The organism is Phaeovulum sp. (assembly GCF_047638075.1).
In the GTDB taxonomy this organism is placed as follows: domain Bacteria; phylum Pseudomonadota; class Alphaproteobacteria; order Rhodobacterales; family Rhodobacteraceae; genus UBA6197.
In genome coordinates this window covers 1-15,003 of the sequence record NZ_JBLJBV010000042.1, presented here as the reverse complement: position 1 = coordinate 15,003, position 15,003 = coordinate 1, and the positions used below count along the sequence as shown (strand labels likewise).

General features: G+C 62.5%; 14 protein-coding genes. 8 read left to right on the top strand and 6 right to left on the bottom strand.

What is annotated here, in order from left to right; all coding sequences use genetic code 11:
• Positions 1-6 precede the first annotated feature (6 nt).
• From ACM62R_RS06460 to ACM62R_RS06445, 4 genes are read right to left on the bottom strand one after another with little or no spacing between them, the layout of a single operon-like run.
• On the bottom strand, positions 7-1,596 hold the full coding sequence (locus ACM62R_RS06460; protein ID WP_415183233.1) for a DUF2927 domain-containing protein: 1,590 nt from the start codon (positions 1,594-1,596) through the stop codon (positions 7-9).
• Positions 1,583-2,548 carry a methyltetrahydrofolate cobalamin methyltransferase gene (locus ACM62R_RS06455; RefSeq protein ID WP_415183232.1) on the bottom strand — a complete coding sequence of 322 codons (966 nt, stop codon included), beginning with the start codon at positions 2,546-2,548 and terminating at the stop codon, positions 1,583-1,585. Before ACM62R_RS06455 ends, ACM62R_RS06460 begins: the two co-directional genes overlap by 14 nt.
• A gap of 3 nt (positions 2,549-2,551) precedes the next feature.
• On the bottom strand, positions 2,552-3,448 hold the full coding sequence (locus ACM62R_RS06450; RefSeq protein WP_415183231.1) for a methylenetetrahydrofolate reductase: 897 nt from the start codon (positions 3,446-3,448) through the stop codon (positions 2,552-2,554).
• 11 nt (positions 3,449-3,459) lie between these two features.
• A complete protein-coding gene (locus tag ACM62R_RS06445) occupies positions 3,460-3,765 on the bottom strand; it encodes a virulence factor (RefSeq protein ID WP_415183230.1) in 306 nt (101 codons plus the stop codon).
• A 272-nt stretch (positions 3,766-4,037) separates the two neighbouring features.
• Here ACM62R_RS06445 and ACM62R_RS06440 point away from each other — a divergent pair, with 272 nt between their 5' ends.
• Both ACM62R_RS06440 and ACM62R_RS06435 read left to right on the top strand, forming a co-directional pair.
• Positions 4,038-5,153, top strand: coding sequence for a Ppx/GppA phosphatase family protein (locus ACM62R_RS06440; RefSeq protein WP_415183229.1), 1,116 nt, complete (start codon positions 4,038-4,040; stop codon positions 5,151-5,153).
• Complete coding sequence (locus ACM62R_RS06435; protein ID WP_415183228.1) at positions 5,154-5,897, top strand: RlmE family RNA methyltransferase; 744 nt, start codon at positions 5,154-5,156, stop codon at positions 5,895-5,897.
• Between the two features lie 137 nt (positions 5,898-6,034).
• On the opposite strand, the gene ACM62R_RS06430 is transcribed toward ACM62R_RS06435, so the two are convergent.
• Both ACM62R_RS06430 and miaA read right to left on the bottom strand, forming a co-directional pair.
• Positions 6,035-6,916, bottom strand: a complete 882-nt coding sequence (locus ACM62R_RS06430; protein WP_415183227.1) for an AraC family transcriptional regulator — start codon at positions 6,914-6,916, stop codon at positions 6,035-6,037.
• A 105-nt stretch (positions 6,917-7,021) separates the two neighbouring features.
• Positions 7,022-7,900, bottom strand: coding sequence for a tRNA (adenosine(37)-N6)-dimethylallyltransferase MiaA (gene miaA, locus ACM62R_RS06425; RefSeq protein ID WP_415183226.1), 879 nt, complete (start codon positions 7,898-7,900; stop codon positions 7,022-7,024).
• A 132-nt stretch (positions 7,901-8,032) separates the two neighbouring features.
• On the opposite strand from miaA, the gene pyrH reads away from it, so the two are divergent.
• From pyrH to rseP, 6 genes are all read left to right on the top strand, one after another.
• Positions 8,033-8,764, top strand: a complete 732-nt coding sequence (gene pyrH, locus ACM62R_RS06420) for a UMP kinase (RefSeq protein ID WP_415183308.1) — start codon at positions 8,033-8,035, stop codon at positions 8,762-8,764.
• Positions 8,765-8,828: 64 nt separating this feature from the next.
• Positions 8,829-9,392 (top strand): ribosome recycling factor, encoded by a 564-nt coding sequence (frr, locus tag ACM62R_RS06415; RefSeq protein WP_415183225.1) that lies wholly within the window; start codon positions 8,829-8,831, stop codon positions 9,390-9,392.
• Between the two features lie 32 nt (positions 9,393-9,424).
• Positions 9,425-10,168, top strand: coding sequence for a polyprenyl diphosphate synthase (gene uppS, locus ACM62R_RS06410; RefSeq protein ID WP_415183224.1), 744 nt, complete (start codon positions 9,425-9,427; stop codon positions 10,166-10,168).
• Positions 10,165-10,950 carry a phosphatidate cytidylyltransferase gene (locus tag ACM62R_RS06405; RefSeq protein ID WP_415183223.1) on the top strand — a complete coding sequence of 262 codons (786 nt, stop codon included), beginning with the start codon at positions 10,165-10,167 and terminating at the stop codon, positions 10,948-10,950. The genes uppS and ACM62R_RS06405 overlap by 4 nt, the downstream gene beginning before the upstream one ends.
• Positions 10,951-10,953: 3 nt before the next feature.
• Positions 10,954-12,132, top strand: a complete 1,179-nt coding sequence (gene dxr / locus ACM62R_RS06400) for a 1-deoxy-D-xylulose-5-phosphate reductoisomerase (RefSeq protein ID WP_415183222.1) — start codon at positions 10,954-10,956, stop codon at positions 12,130-12,132.
• A 3-nt stretch (positions 12,133-12,135) separates the two neighbouring features.
• Positions 12,136-13,488, top strand: a complete 1,353-nt coding sequence (gene rseP / locus ACM62R_RS06395) for an RIP metalloprotease RseP (protein WP_415183221.1) — start codon at positions 12,136-12,138, stop codon at positions 13,486-13,488.
• Positions 13,489-15,003: the final 1,515 nt, after the last annotated feature.

Genomic DNA, 15,003 nt, shown 5'->3' with positions numbered 1-15,003 from the left:
GCGGCGTCAGTTTTGCCGCGCATCAATATTGGCAAGCGCGGCTACCTCGGCAGAGCGTTTGCGCACCGCCGCGTCAGAGCCAAACCCATAGCGCGCCCACGCCCCCGAGTCGAGCCGTGCCCGGCGTGCTTCGGCGGCATGGCCCAAGGATTGCAGCGCCTCGGCGCGGATCATGTAAAGGGTTGCCATCATGGCAGGGTTTTCAGCCGTGACCGCCACATCCAGGGAACGGTTGACCAGCGCCATCGCATCCTCGGCCCGGCCATTTGCCAGCGCAAAGGCGGCAAGCTGCATGTCTACATGCGCGGCGTGAATGCGCGCCCCCGGCGTGGCGCGGTAAATCGCTGCCGCCTGCACAAAGGCGTTCAGGGCCGCTTCGGGTGCGTCCCGCACACTCAGCCGCCCCAGCACGAACCAGGCGAACCCGGCGCGGGTATCACGCCATCCGTGATCGGTTGCAATCTGCACCGCCCTGAACGCTGCGGTGCGGCGTCTGGCGGGGGTGGCATTGGGGCCAAGTGCCTGTTCGATCGCGGTGACAAAGGCGCGGGGGGTCGCACCGGCAGGCGGTAGCACGCCGCCCGAATTTCCTGCCGGATTGATCCGCGCGAATATCGCCGGTAGCCGCGAAAACACCTCGTCGGGGCTAAGACCGCTATGCAGTTCTGGCGCGTAATAGGCACGCAGCATGGTCATGTCATAGCCCGTCAGAACGGTATGAAAGTTATCGTCGTTCCAGATCGAGTCGGGCAGGCGGTAAAGATCATTCAGGGGGCCAAGGGCTTGGCTGATTTCTTCGTGCAGGCAATCGCGCACCTCTTGCGGGGCCGCATCCGAGGGGATGAACACCGCCGCGTGACTGCGCGTTGCAAGCTGCGTCCAATCCGAGTTGGCGCGGCGTCCCGCGCGCCGGTAATCTTTCCAACCGGTGACATTGGGCACGACGAAACAGGCAGCGTTCGGCACCTGCGCCTTGATCTGCCGTTTGGGGACGAACTCGATGGTGATCGCGCTCTTTGCGGTCGTGACCACGCTTATATCTATCCCTGCTTCGCTTCGCAGGCGCGATACCAGGCGCGCCAGATCCGGCCCCGCATTTGCCGGCGCGGCCCCCGCTATGCGGACCGTGACAGGCCCCTCAAACCGGGTGAACCGAGGCAGGGCGCGGCCACTTTCCAAAAAGAACGTCAGCTCCATAAAGTCGCGGGCAAGCGCGGCATTTGACATAGTGATCCCGCCTGACAGGGGAAGCTGCGCGGTAAGGTCGGCAACCGATAGCGCGGATGTGGCAGATTGCGCCCGTGCCGTTGGCACATCAATCTGCGGGGTAGAACAGGCCGCCAGCGAACAGGCCAGCAACAGGGCCACGAGCCGCCTTCGGCCCCGCCGCGCAGACCAGACAGCTTTTGCCCGGCAGGCCGCCGCGACAGCGATAGGCAGGACGATGTGATACATGGCAGCGCGCTGTTCCCGGGTTGAAGGCACAGGGTAGGCTGCAACATCAATCGCGCCTAGTAAATATTTGCGATCCAACCGGTATTTCGCGTCGGCGGGGCTGATATGGTCGCGCCGCAGCGCCTTTTCAGGCGCGGGCACGCCCCCCGCGGCGCCCACCGCGCCCCGTGTTCGCCGCCGCCGCCGCCTGGCTTGCCTCGGCAAAGGTTGCGCCCTCTTTGACGGCCTCCAGCACCCGCGCGAAACGGATCCAGTCACTGCCGTTCGGGTCATGGTCCATCAGCATGTTGGCGGCGCGAATGGCCTCCATTTCCACACTGCGCACCGGGTTCATGATGGCCGAGGTCATGCCCGCGCCAATCGCCATCGGCAGGAACGCGGCGTTGACGCCATGCCGGTTCGGCAGCCCGAATGAGATGTTCGAGGCGCCGCAGGTGGTATTCACCCCCAACTCATCGCGCAACCGCCGCACCAGTTCAAACACCTGCCGCCCCGCCGTGGCCAGCGCGCCAACCGGCATCACCAACGGGTCCACCACGATGTCATGCGCCGGTATGCCGAAATCGGCCGCCCGCTGGACGATCTTTCTGGCCACCGCAAAGCGCACATCCGGATCCATGGATATGCCGGTATCGTCGTTGGAGATTGCCACAACCGGCACGTTGAACTTCTTGACCAGAGGCAGCACCAGATCCAGCCGCTCTTCCTCGCCGGTGACCGAGTTCAGTAGGGGCCGCCCGTTCGCCGCGGCCAACCCCGCCTCAAGCGCCGCCGGAACCGAGCTGTCGATGCACAGCGGCACATCAACCAACCCCTGGATCAATTCGATCATCGCGGTCATCAATGGCGGCTCGGTCAGGTTCGGGTTCGGGTTCGAGTTGTAGACAACGCCCGCGTTCACATCCAAAACCGTGGCGCCACAGGCGACCTGCTCCAACGCGTCACGCGCGACGGTAGAATAATCGCCCGCTTCCAACTCTGCCGCCAGCTTCTTGCGCCCCGTCGGGTTGATCCGTTCACCGATCACGCAGAAGGGTTCGTCAAAGCCGATGACAACAGTTTTGGTTTTACCCTCAAGAACGGTGCGCGTCATGAATTACCCTTTGTTATGATCGGCCACCCAGGTGGCGCTGGTCTTGATGCCCCCAAGTGGAAAGAAATGCACCGATTCGATACCGAAATCGGGGTTGGTCGCCTTGTGCAACGCCAGTTGGGTCAGAAATTCGGTCGGCTCAAAGGGCATCAGCAGCTTGGTTACATCGCGCGCGCGCTTTTGCAACACGCGCAGGCTGGGTCCAACGCCGCAGGCAATGGCAAATTTCAGCAGCGTTTGCAGCTTTGCCGGGCCCGCCACGCCAATATGGATCGGCAGGCGGATACCCTCGTCGGCCAGCCGGTCAGCCCATGAAATCACCGGCGCGGCCTCAAAGCAGAATTGCGTGGCAATCGCCATCTGCGCGTCGGAACGGTCGGCAAACGCCTGTTTCCAGCGCAGCGCCTGCAAGATCACCGCCTCGCCGCCGTCCTTGTCGATGTCGCGGTTGCCCTCGGGGTGGCCCGCGACATGCAGCCGCTCAAACCCGTCAAAGCAGCCACTGTCCAGCATCTGCATCGAGCTGTCGAATTCGCCCGCAGGCGTGCTGACGCCACCGCCCAGCAGCAGCGCCTGACGCACATCCGCCTCACCGCGATAGCGCGCCACCCAATCCGCCAATGTCGCCGCATCGGGGATGATCCGCGCCGGAAAATGCGGCATCGGTTCAAACCCTTCGGCCCGCAGCCGCGCCGCGGTCGCTACCATGTCCTCGATGGGTGTGCCGTCGATATGGGCGATATAGACCCGTGTGCCCGGTGCCAGTAGGGGCCGGAAATCGTCGATGGTGGCGGCGGTGCGCGGCATCACCTCAACCGAGCAACCTTTCAAAAACGCGGCCAGAGCGCCCGTCTTAATGGCGTCCGGGGTCGCCTCACGGCGGAAGTTCAAAAGCGCCATCAATATCTCCGTCAGGAGGGCTGTTCCCAGCCGTTGTTTGCGATCAATGCCGCGATTTTCGCGGCATCGTAGTCCGTCTCGATCCGGGCACATTCCGCCGCTACGGCCTCGGCATCATCGCCGGGGTGCTCAGCGGGCGGCGCTTTGCGCCATTCGGCCAGATAGGCATCGCTGTCACGCGCGCCAATCTTCATCGCGCAACGGTCTATCGCCTGTTCGAAGCGCTCGGGCAGGGGGCGCTTCACGCCCCGCCGTCCCTTGCCGGCGATGACCTGGGCGGGAATGTCGCGCCAGAAAACGATGGTGATATCGGCCATGAGTGATTCCCTCCCTCGGCCCAGTGATACGCGTAAAAGCGACGCCCCCGATGGTCGATTTCGACATATTGCAGGGGCAGAGCGACCTGCCGTCTGGCGACGCTTTTTTTTGGCCAAAATACTCCGGGGGGGGGCGCCCGAATGGGCGTCGGGGGGCAGCGCCCCCCCACGCTTCAATCCAGGCGTGCGTTTTCGTCAGCGCACATCACGGGGTTGCGCCCATCCCCGCGCCGCCGTAGTTTGGGGGTAACTTGAAATCGGAGGGCGTTCATATGACGCCCAGGCGTCCCGTGGGTGCGGGCGCGTTCCCGAAGGCGGTAGAGCCACCCGGCACCCGACCCGCCGACCCGGCCGAGCTTTATGCCGCGCTGGACCTCGGCACCAACAGTTGCCGCATGCTGATTGCCCGGCCAACCGGCAACCAGTTTCATGTGGTCGACAGCTTTTCAAAAGCTGTCCAGCTGGGCCATGGGCTAGAGGCCTCTGGTCGGCTTTCGCGTGCCTCCATGTCGCGCACCGTGCAGGCGCTGCAAATCTGCCGGCGCAAACTCGAAGCGCATGGTGTGACCCACATGCGGCTTGTCGCCACCGAGGCGTGCCGTCGCGCCAGAAACGGGCGTGACTTCATGCGGTTTGTAAAACGTGAAACCGGGTTGCCGCTAGAGGTGATCCTGCCCGAGGAAGAGGCCCGTCTGGCGGTCATTTCCTGCGCGCCGCTGGTCAATACCCGTACCGAACAGCTTTTGGTTGTCGACATCGGCGGCGGTTCGACGGAACTGATCTGGATCGACCTGACCGCTGTGCCCGGCCCTCACCGTGCCCGCGCGATCATGCGACTTTCGGCCGGGTTCAACGCCGATCAGGGCCATGAGCCCGCCGCAAAGGTGGTTGACTGGATCTCGGTCCCGCTCGGGGTTGCCACGCTGAAAGACCAGTTTGCCGATGTCGAGGACGACTCGGCGCGGTTTGCGCTGATGAGTTGGTTTTTCGAAGAAAAGCTGGCTGATTTCAGCCCCTATACCGCGGGCAGCCCGCGCGAGGGGTTTCAGATCATCGGAACCAGCGGCACCGTCACCACGGTCGCGGCGTGCCATTTGGGCCTGCGCCGCTATGACCGTAACAAGGTCGACGGTATGACCATGTCGACCAGTCAGATTGACGCGGTGATCCGCACCTATTTGCACCTCGGCCCCGAGGGGCGGCGCGCGGACCCGCGGATCGGTCGTGACCGGCACACGTTGATCATGTCGGGTGCAGCGATCTTGCAGGCGTTGATGCGGGTCTGGCCGACGAACCGGCTTTCGGTTGCCGATCGGGGCCTGCGCGAAGGTTTGCTTTATGCCCAGATGGCGGCGGATGGCGTATTGGATGAGGACGGGATACTTTAGATGACCAAAGCACCGACAGGCAGGAATACTTCCGGGCGCGGCCAGCGCGATCTTCGAGTGCGGGTGAAAACCGCTAAGGGGCGCAGGCTCAGCTCGACCCTGTGGCTGGAACGGCAGTTGAATGACCCCTATGTCCAGCGCGCCAGGAAAGAAGGCTACCGCGGCCGCGCGGCCTTCAAGATCCTGGAACTGGATGATAAATACCGTTTCCTTGTGCCCGGCGCACGCGTGGTGGATCTGGGCTGCGCCCCCGGTGGCTGGTGTCAGGTCGCGGTGGCGCGGGTCAACGCGCTGGGGGACAAGAAGGGCAAGAAGGTGGGCACCGTGCTGGGGGTGGACCTGCAGGAAATGGGCCATATCGCGGGCGCTGACTTCCATGTGCTCGACTTTCTCGAAGAGGGGGCGGACCAGCAGGTCAAGGATTGGCTGGGCGGGCCTGCCGATGTGGTGATGTCAGATATGGCGGCGGCCTCATCGGGGCATCAGGGCACAGACCATCTGCGCATCATCATGCTGTGCGAGGCGGCGGCGGAATTTGCTTTTGACGTGCTGGAAGAGGGCGGCACCTTTGTGGCCAAAGTGCTGGCAGGCGGGGCCGAGAATGAGTTACAGGCGATCTTGAAGAAGAACTTTACCAAAGTGGCAAACGTCAAGCCGCCGGCAAGCCGTCAGGACAGTTCGGAAAAGTTTGTGGTAGCGCAAGGGTTTCGCGGTCGCCGTCATGATGCCCCGACCGAGGATTAGGCGACCGATGATTAGGCGCGCGTGATCCCGCAGCATTGACATTGCCCCCGGCATTCATAGCCGCGATCAACGCGACCTGCCGCGAAAACCCCCGTATGGCTGCGGATCGGATGCCGCCGCCCCACGCGGCCTTGGGTTCAGGGGTTGCGCCGGAAGGCAGACGGGGTTTTGCCGGTCTGGGCGTGAAAGCTGCGGGTGAAATAGGCCGGGCTGGTAAAGCCCAATGATTGCGAGATGGTTTTCACCGGTTCGCGGGTTTCGCTCAACAGACGGCGCGCCTCGTAAAGGCGGCGATCTTGCAGAAGCCCGGATGCCGGGCGGGCGCAGCTTTCGCGGCAGACGCGGGTAAGGTGCGTGGGTGTCACACCCAGTTTCGCAGCGTATTCCGCCACCCCATCGCCAGAGCGGAAATCACGTTCCAAAAGCGCGGTATAGCGGGCAACCAGCCGTTTTGCGGCGGTGGGGCGTTTAACCTCGGCTTCGGCCAGCGCGACCTGCCGCTCCAGCCACACGCCAAGCAGCCCCAGGTGATGGCGGGCGGCGCGGTCGGCACCGGGGCGGGTGCTGTCCAATTCCCGCTGGATATTTTCAATGATACCGTAAAGTTCGGCCTGTGGCGCCGCCTCACGGATGCGCAGGTGTTGCGCGGTGTCGGGCAGGGTCACGTCACTGCCACGGCCAAAGAATATCGCCTGACCGTGGGTTTGCTGCCCGACCTCAAAGCCGTGCATTACCCCGGCGGGGATGAAGACCGCGTTATGGGCACCGTAACCGCGGGTTACGCCGCCCAATGTCAGCCGCCCCTGGCCCCGGGTGAACCAGAGCAAGACCGGTTCCGACAACGCCCGCATCGCCTCGACCCGCCAACGCCCACCGACGGCCAGCCGCTGGATCGGAACGATCCGCACTGACGACGGGGTTTCCGGCAGCATCGTGCGCACCGGTTCCAGCGTTGCCGGTCCGGCCGGGCGGGGGTCTTGCGCAAATTGCGACAGCGGTGGGGCAGTGAAAAGTTTCACGCTAAGGGTCCATTTTCAGACTGAAAACCAGCATCAACATTACGCTGGAACCCCTTTGAAACCAACAGCATTTTCGGGCATCGGCGGAAAGAGACCGGTTTCGAATCAGGGACGCGCTATCTTGTGCCAGCCACGCATACGACCACGAAACCATGTGCGTTGCCGTTTGGCGTATTGGCGAGAAGCCGCCTGCGCCGCCAGGGTTGCCGCTGCCAGTGTCAGATCGCCGCGCAGATACGCCACCAGTTCCGGCGCGCCGATTGCCTTTGCCCAAAGCGCGTTTGGCTGCCACCGGGAAAGGACGGCGCGCACCTCATCCAGCGCGCCTTCGGTCAGCATCCGCGCAAATCGCAGATCAATCCGTGCGGCCAACCAGTCGCGGTCAGCCTCGATCAGCAGGGGGGTGCACGAAGACAGGGGTAACAGCGGGGCGGGGGTGTTGTCTTGCCAGGCCGCAAGGCCGCGTCCGGTGGCCGCCTGCACCTCCCAGGCGCGCTGGATACGGGCGGGGTTGAGGCGGTCGATCCGCGCGGCGGTGGCGGGGTCAAGTTCAGCCAGCAGGGCGCCCGCACCTTCGGCAGCAAGGCGGGCATCGGCCAGGGCGCGGATCGGGGTAGGGGTTGCGGGGATATCGGCCAACCCTTCGGTCAGGGCCGACAGATAAAGCCCGGTGCCGCCAGTGATGATCAACCGCTGCCCGCTTGCCAAAAGCGCGGCCACCTCGCGCAGCCAGTGGCCGACGGAATAATCGACCCCCGGCGCGATATGCCCGTAGAGCGCGTGGCGCACCTCGGCCTCTTCGGCGGGGGTTGGGCGTGCTGACAGAACCCGCCAGCACGACCAGACCTGAAGCGCATCGGCATTGACGATGACCCCACCCTGGCGGCGCGCAAGATCCAGCGCCAGCGCCGATTTGCCGCTGGCGGTTGGCCCGGCGATCAGAACGTGCCGTGCGGGGTCAGTTTCAGCCAAATCCGTTAACATCGTGCCCCTATATTTGCGCCCGCCTCAGGGTATTTCCCGCGAGCCCCCGAAATCGCTTAAACGCGAGGTTGAACCTTTCCGCCATTTGCGACATTTTGCGCCCCAATGACAACCAAGCAGATAGGACCCGAAATGAACGCCCAGGCCGAGCCGAACGTCACCTACAAACGGGTGTTGCTGAAGATCTCGGGCGAGGCGTTGATGGGGGATCAGGGGTTTGGGCTGCACCCGCCCACTGTGGCGCGGATCGCGCGTGAGGTGCAATCGGTTCACGATCTGGGCGTTGAGATCTGCATGGTGATCGGGGGGGGCAACATCTTTCGGGGCCTTCAGGGCTCGGCGCAAGGGATGGAGCGCACCACTGCTGACTATATGGGCATGCTGGCGACGGTGATGAACGCGTTGGCGATGCAGGCCGCACTTGAGGCGCTGAATATCCATACCCGGGTGATCAGCGCGATTCCGATGGATCAGGTCTGCGAACCCTATATCCGCCGCCGCGCGGTGCGCCACCTGGAAAAGAAACGCGTCTGCATCTTTGCGGCAGGAACCGGCAACCCCTATTTCACGACGGATACCGCCGCCACACTGCGCGCCAATGAAATGGGCTGCGAGGCCATATTCAAAGGCACCAAGGTGGACGGGGTCTATGACAAGGATCCAAAAAAATTCCCTGATGCAAAACGTTATGAAAATGTTAGTTATGACGAAGTATTGCAGAAACATCTGGGGGTGATGGATGCCAGCGCCATCGCCCTTGCGCGCGACAACAACCTGCCGATCATCGTGTTCAGTCTGGATGAACCGGGGGGCTTTCGCGGTATTCTCAGCGGGCAGGGGACCTATACGCGGGTTCATGGCTGACCTATCTTTCAAGGGCTGGTGCCATTAGAAGGGCCTTGCCGCAGTAATAAAGACGGAAACGACCATGTCGGATGAAATTGAGATTGACGTAGACGACCTGAGCCGCCGGATGGACGGCGCAATCGTATCGCTAAGGCAGGAATTTGCGTCGCTTCGCACGGGGCGGGCCTCGGGCTCGATGCTGGAACCGGTGATGGTGGATGCCTACGGCACGCTGACGCCGATCAATCAGGTCGGCACGGTAAACGTTCCCGAACCCCGGATGGTGACGATCAACGTCTGGGACAAGGGTCTGGTCAACAAGGTGGAAAAGGCGATCCGTGATTCGGGGCTGGGGATCAATCCGCAGACCAATGGCACGATCATCATGTTGCCGATCCCCGAATTGAACGAAGAACGCCGCCGCGACCTGACCCGCGTTGCCGCGCAATATGCCGAACACGCCCGCGTTGCCATCCGCAACGTACGCCGCGACGGGATGGATCAAGTCAAGAAGGCCAAGTCTGACGGCATGTCCGAGGACGATCAGAAATTCTGGTCCGATGAGGTGCAAAGCCTGACCGATAAAGCCATTGGCAACGTCGACAAGGCGCTAGAGACGAAACAGGCAGAGATCATGCAGGTCTGACCTGCCCCCGCGACGCCGGAAAGGGCTGGTGCATGGCCGTAATCGAAGCTACCCCTGATGAAGGTGCCGTTGATTTCGGTGTGCCTCATGTTGCGATTATCATGGACGGTAATGGGCGATGGGCCAAAAACCGTGGCTGGCCCCGGCTCGTCGGCCACCGGCGCGGGGCTGAACGGGTCAAACAGATTGTGCGGGCCTGCCCCGATCTGGGGGTACGCTGGCTGACGGTCTATGCGTTCTCAACCGAAAACTGGAAACGCTCGACCGAGGAAGTATTGGGCCTGATGGGCATTTTCGCGCGCTACATCCAGAAAGAGGCCGATGCGCTGTCGGCCGAAGGGGTGCGGATGCGGTTCATCGGCGGGCGCGAACGTCTGGAGCCGAAATTGCAGGCGCTGATGGCGGGGATCGAGGCGCGGACCTCGGCCAATACCCGGCTTAACCTGACCGTTGCGATCAATTATGGCGGCCGTGATGAGTTGACCCGCGCCAGTGCGTGCCTGGCGCGCGATCTGGCGGCCGGCCTTATCTGCGAGGCGGATCTGACCCAAGGTGCGCTTGAGGCGCGTCTTGATACCGCGGGCATCCCCGACCCGGATCTGGTGATCCGCACTTCGGGTGAAACCCGCACCTCGAATTTCCTGCCCTGGCAGGCGGCCTATGCCGAGTATGAGTTTACCGAAACGCTCTGGCCCGATTTCAGCGCCGAGGCATTGGCCGAGGTGCTGGCACGGTTTGGCCAGCGCGACCGCCGTTTTGGCGGGGCCAAGGCATGAACGGCCGCTGGGCCGATCTGCAAGCGCGGTCGCTTTCTGCGGTGGGCATGATTGCCGCCGGGGGGGCCGCGATCTGGTGGGGCGGGGTGTGGTTTTCAGCCCTGTCCGTTCTGGTAACCGGCTTGATGGTCTGGGAACTGGCACGGATGACCGCGCCGGCGCGCGTGGCAGAGGCGCGCGTGTCGGGTCTTCTGGCTGCGGGGGCGCTGGTGTTTGTGCTCTATACGCATTCGCCCTACATGCTGGCCGCCTTGCTGCTGCCCTCGGTTCTGGGGTTGTTGACGCCCCGCCGTGACCGGATCATTTTTGCGCTTTATGCGCTGGCGGTGATGCTGACCGGTTACGGGTTGGTCGCATTTCGCGATGCGCGCGGGCTTGAGATGATCTTGTGGATCGTCGCGGTTGTGGTGGCCTCGGATATAGCCGGCTATTTTGTCGGACGGATTGTTGGCGGGCCAAAATTCTGGCCGCGTGTCAGCCCGAAAAAGACCTGGTCCGGCACGGTGGCAGGCTGGTTTTTGGCCGTTGTTGTGGGCTGGGCATTTGTCGCAATGGGGCAGGCGGGGGGCGCGCTGATTGCGCTTTCGCCGCTTGTGGCGTTTGCCGGGCAGATGGGTGATATTGCGGAAAGCGCGATCAAACGGCGCTGCGGCATCAAGGACAGCTCAAACCTGATCCCGGGCCATGGCGGTGTACTGGACCGTTTTGACGCGCTTTTGGGGGCAGTGGTAGTGCTTTTGGCCGTGGGGCTGTTTTTGCCGTTGCCGCAGGTCGGGGGCTAGGTCATGCGCAGCGTTTCGGTGTTTGGCGTGACCGGGTCGATCGGGGAAAGCACCTATGATTTACTGCTGCGCCAAGGCGGATCAGAGGCCTTTCGCATCGTTGCGTTAAGTGGTGGGCGGAACGTGGCGCGGCTGGCCGAAATGGCACGCACGCTTCGGGCTGAGGTCGCGGTCACCGCCTTTGATACCTGTTTGCCTGCGTTGCGCGAGGCGCTTGCGGGTAGCGGCGTCAAGGCGGCCGCTGGCCCTGCTGCCCTGCTTGAGGCGGCAGATCACCCCGCTGATTGGGTGATGAGCGCGATTGTGGGCGCGGCCGGGCTTGCCCCCGGGTTTCGGGCGCTACGGCATGGCGCGACGCTGGCGTTGGCCAACAAGGAAAGCCTTGTCACCGCCGGTCCCTTGCTGCTGGCCGAGGCGGCGCGACACGGCGCGCGCATCCTGCCGGTGGATTCTGAACATTCGGCGGTGTTTCAGGCGCTGGTGGGCGAGGAAATGTCGGCGGTGGAGCGGATCATCATCACCGCGTCGGGCGGGGCCCTTCGGGACTGGCCGTTGGAACGGTTGGCCCATGCCACCGTCTCTGACGCCTCGCAGCACCCCAATTGGGCGATGGGGCAACGGATCACTATCGATTCGGCCTCATTGTTTAACAAGGCCATGGAAGTCATTGAAACACGTGAATTTTTCGGCGTGGACCCGGTGCAGATCGAGGTGCTGGTGCATCCCGAAAGCATGGTTCACGCGCTGGTGGGTTACAAGGATGGCGCTCTCATGGCGCATCTGGGGGCGCCCGACATGCGCCATGCGATAGGTTATGCGCTGAACTGGCCGCGCCGCGCACCGCTGCCGGTGGCGCGGCTGGATCTGGCAAAGCTGGGGCAGTTGACCTTCCGCGCACCTGATGAGGCGCGTTTTCCCGCGTTGCGCCTGGCGCGTGAGGTGATGGAGGCGGGCGGCCTGGCCGGCGCCGTTTTCAACGCCGCAAAAGAGGCGGCGCTGGATGGGTTTATCGCCGGGCGGATCGGGTTTTTGCGGATGGCGGCGCTGGTTGAAGAGGTGCTCTCGCAGATGTCATCGCGCCAACGCCTTGGAAATGCCGCGCTAAGCCTTGATAACGTGCTGGGCATCGACGGTGAGACGCGCGTGGTGGCGCGCGGTCTTATCGACACAGGAAGGATCTGAGACGTGGATTTTGCGGGGCTTCTGCCGGATTTCGGCAATGTGCTTTATACCGTCGTGGCCTTTGTGGTGGCGCTGTCGATCATCGTGACGGTGCACGAATTCGGGCACTATATCGTGGGGCGTTGGTCCGGGATTCGGGCCGAGGTGTTCAGCATCGGCTTTGGGCCCAAGCTGTTCAGCCGGGTGGACCGTCGCGGCACCCGCTGGCAGGTGGCGGCGATTCCCTTGGGCGGCTATGTGAAATTTCTGGGGGATGCGAACGCGGCTTCGGCGGGGGCCGATGACGCGACGATGTCTGCGCTGACGGCCGATGAGCGGCGTCATACCATGCATGGGGCGCCGCTTTGGGCGCGCGCGGTGACGGTGGTTGCCGGGCCGGTCTTCAATTTCATCTTGTCGGTGCTGATCTTTGCCGGCATTTTTCTTTGGGTCGGGACTGCGACAGACCAGCCCGTGATCGGTTCCATGGTCGAGCTGCCTCAGGGGGCGGGCGATCTGCGGGCGGGCGACCGGATCTTGGCGGTTGAAGGGCACGATACGCCTGATTATCCTGCGCTTGTTGCGGCCGTTGACACGCTGCCCTCAGCCCCGGTCATGCACTATCTGGTAGAGCGTGAAGGGGCCGCGTTGGAGGTGGACGGACCCGCGCTTTACCCTGCGCGTCTTGCCGGAGTCGGCCCCGGAACGGCGGCGATGAGCGCGGGGTTGAAAAGTGGGGATGTGATTCTTGATATTGACGGCACCCCCCTGGCCGCATTCGCGGATCTGCAGGCGGCGGTAAAAGCGGCCGAAGGGCGCGCAATGGCGCTGACGGTTTGGCGCCCCGGTATGCCGGTAAATGACAGTTTCTCCGTAACGCTCGCGCCCAAAAGCACGGATATTCCCACCGCTGACGGTGGCTTTGAAACCCGTTGGTTGATTGGCGCGACGGGTAGTTTTTCGTTTGAGCCGTTGACCCGCCCCACCGGGATCATCGAGGCGGTCACTCGCGGCGGGCAGGAGGTATCGTTTATCGTGAAATCCTCGCTGTCGGGGCTTTGGCATATGGTGACGGGGGCAATTTCGTCGTGCAACCTGCGCGGTGCGATCGGGATTGCTGAAACATCGGCGGCAGCGGCCTCGTCGGGGGCGCAAAACTTCATCTGGTTTATCGCGGTGTTATCCACGGCGGTGGGGTTTTTGAACCTGTTTCCGATACCGGTTCTGGACGGCGGGCATCTGGTTTTTCATGCCTGGGAGGCGCTGACCGGCAAGCCGCCGTCGGACCGTGTGTTGAATGTGCTGATGGCGATCGGGGTGGCGCTGGTTCTGACGCTGATGCTGTTCGGGCTCAAGAATGATTTATTCTGTCCCTGATCGGGGTGGAGGCGCGGCAAGCTGATTTCGTCTATTGAGCTTCCCAAGAATAAATACGCCTTCACGCGGGTATAAAACCGCCCATCGCGAAGAACGCACAAGGCCAAGGCCTTATCGGGGTCTTACTGCCCTGCACTTGATCGCGCGCCCGAAGGCCGCATCATTGCCACCCCCGGATCGAAACCGGCGGGCCGTGGGATTGCGCCCCGATTCGAGGCGGTTTTGACAACGGCTATGTTGTCACGCCCTGCCTGGCCGAATGCCTGCGCCATGTTTTTCGATACCCCACAGCCATCACATTTCACCCAAAGATTTTCATCCTGCAAGGAGGCTCCACTTTCAAAGAACCTTAGAGTTACCCAATACGAACCAGGACCGCCGTGCACGAACCAGTCCCAAGCAAAATCATCCAAATGACCTGCGCGGCAGACCATAAGGAAACGAGCCGGAACGGCAACCGCATCGCGCGCTCTTTGATCGCTTTTTGAACCTCTGCACCCCTCGTGAACGAAGCGCATCAGCTCTGGCTGGTACCTATTTTCCCGCAGCTTGAACAAGCCAGCGTCACAAAGGGATAGCAATCCGCATCTCACACAGCGCAGCCACCTTGGAAAAGGCTTTACCGGAACACCGATGAGTGTGGCAGCAAAGAATGGGTCGACAGCGTCGCCATCCCCAACTGGCGGCATTCGCAGTGCCTCGACTTGTGGGCCAAGGACGCTTCTGACATTTGCTAAGAGGCGTGCCTCTTGGATGGGCTGACATCCGTCTTTTCCCAAGCGATCTATTCCCATTGTGACCACCGATAAGTCTGGCGCTCGATAAGCGCGCCAGGACCATAGGTCTAGAGAAGCTGGCTGGGGCGGATTTCTCCAACGGGTGTCCTGCTCATTCTGAATCCTCCCCGGCCATCGTAATTCGAGGTTGCCACGTTGGATCTTTGATGCCTCGGATTGGGATAGAGCGCAGGCTCATGCGCAGTTCGATACCCGTCGTGCGGCGTCGCAGTGAGAAAAGGCCTGTGCTGGAAATGAGGTGCCGCAGGGCGGACCAGTCGTGTTCGCACGCTTTCCACGGCATAACGGCCAACTGTGGGGGCAATGTTATGTGCTTCATCAGTGATCTGCAGATCGAATTTTCGAGGATGGCTCACCTGCGGAGGTAGGGCGTCTCTCAATAGCCGCAGACCTTCGCCTTGTTTTACCCAATCCATCGAAGTGATGAGGCGAGGAAGTGAAGCCCATGGATTGCCCAACAGCCGTTCAATCCGCTCCTTGTAGGCACGCGTCATCAAATGGAGGAAGTCGACCGAATAGCGTTCGATTTTGTCGGGATCGTCGATTTCTTGATGATAAGAGCCTTCCGGTGTTTGTCAAAGTAGTTGTCCGCCGATTTCATGCGGCGCCTCTGATTTCAGGGGCGCTGATTTCGTGTTCTGGGTTGAGTCCTGCGGGTTGTCCGTTGCGGGTCTTGCCTGACCAGCGTTCCGGATTATGAGCACGCGCATCGGCATAG

Coding starts and splice junctions, on each gene's coding strand:
- miaA (WP_415183226.1), bottom strand. CDS start 7,900: ATGTTAACGGATTTGGCTGAAACTGACCCCGCACGGCACGTTCTGATC.
- ACM62R_RS06440 (WP_415183229.1), top strand. CDS start 4,038: ATGACGCCCAGGCGTCCCGTGGGTGCGGGCGCGTTCCCGAAGGCGGTA.
- ACM62R_RS06450 (WP_415183231.1), bottom strand. CDS start 3,448: ATGGCGCTTTTGAACTTCCGCCGTGAGGCGACCCCGGACGCCATTAAG.
- ACM62R_RS06435 (WP_415183228.1), top strand. CDS start 5,154: ATGACCAAAGCACCGACAGGCAGGAATACTTCCGGGCGCGGCCAGCGC.
- ACM62R_RS06405 (WP_415183223.1), top strand. CDS start 10,165: ATGAACGGCCGCTGGGCCGATCTGCAAGCGCGGTCGCTTTCTGCGGTG.
- ACM62R_RS06445 (WP_415183230.1), bottom strand. CDS start 3,765: ATGGCCGATATCACCATCGTTTTCTGGCGCGACATTCCCGCCCAGGTC.
- frr (WP_415183225.1), top strand. CDS start 8,829: ATGTCGGATGAAATTGAGATTGACGTAGACGACCTGAGCCGCCGGATG.
- pyrH (WP_415183308.1), top strand. CDS start 8,033: ATGAACGCCCAGGCCGAGCCGAACGTCACCTACAAACGGGTGTTGCTG.
- dxr (WP_415183222.1), top strand. CDS start 10,954: ATGCGCAGCGTTTCGGTGTTTGGCGTGACCGGGTCGATCGGGGAAAGC.
- ACM62R_RS06455 (WP_415183232.1), bottom strand. CDS start 2,548: ATGACGCGCACCGTTCTTGAGGGTAAAACCAAAACTGTTGTCATCGGC.
- uppS (WP_415183224.1), top strand. CDS start 9,425: ATGGCCGTAATCGAAGCTACCCCTGATGAAGGTGCCGTTGATTTCGGT.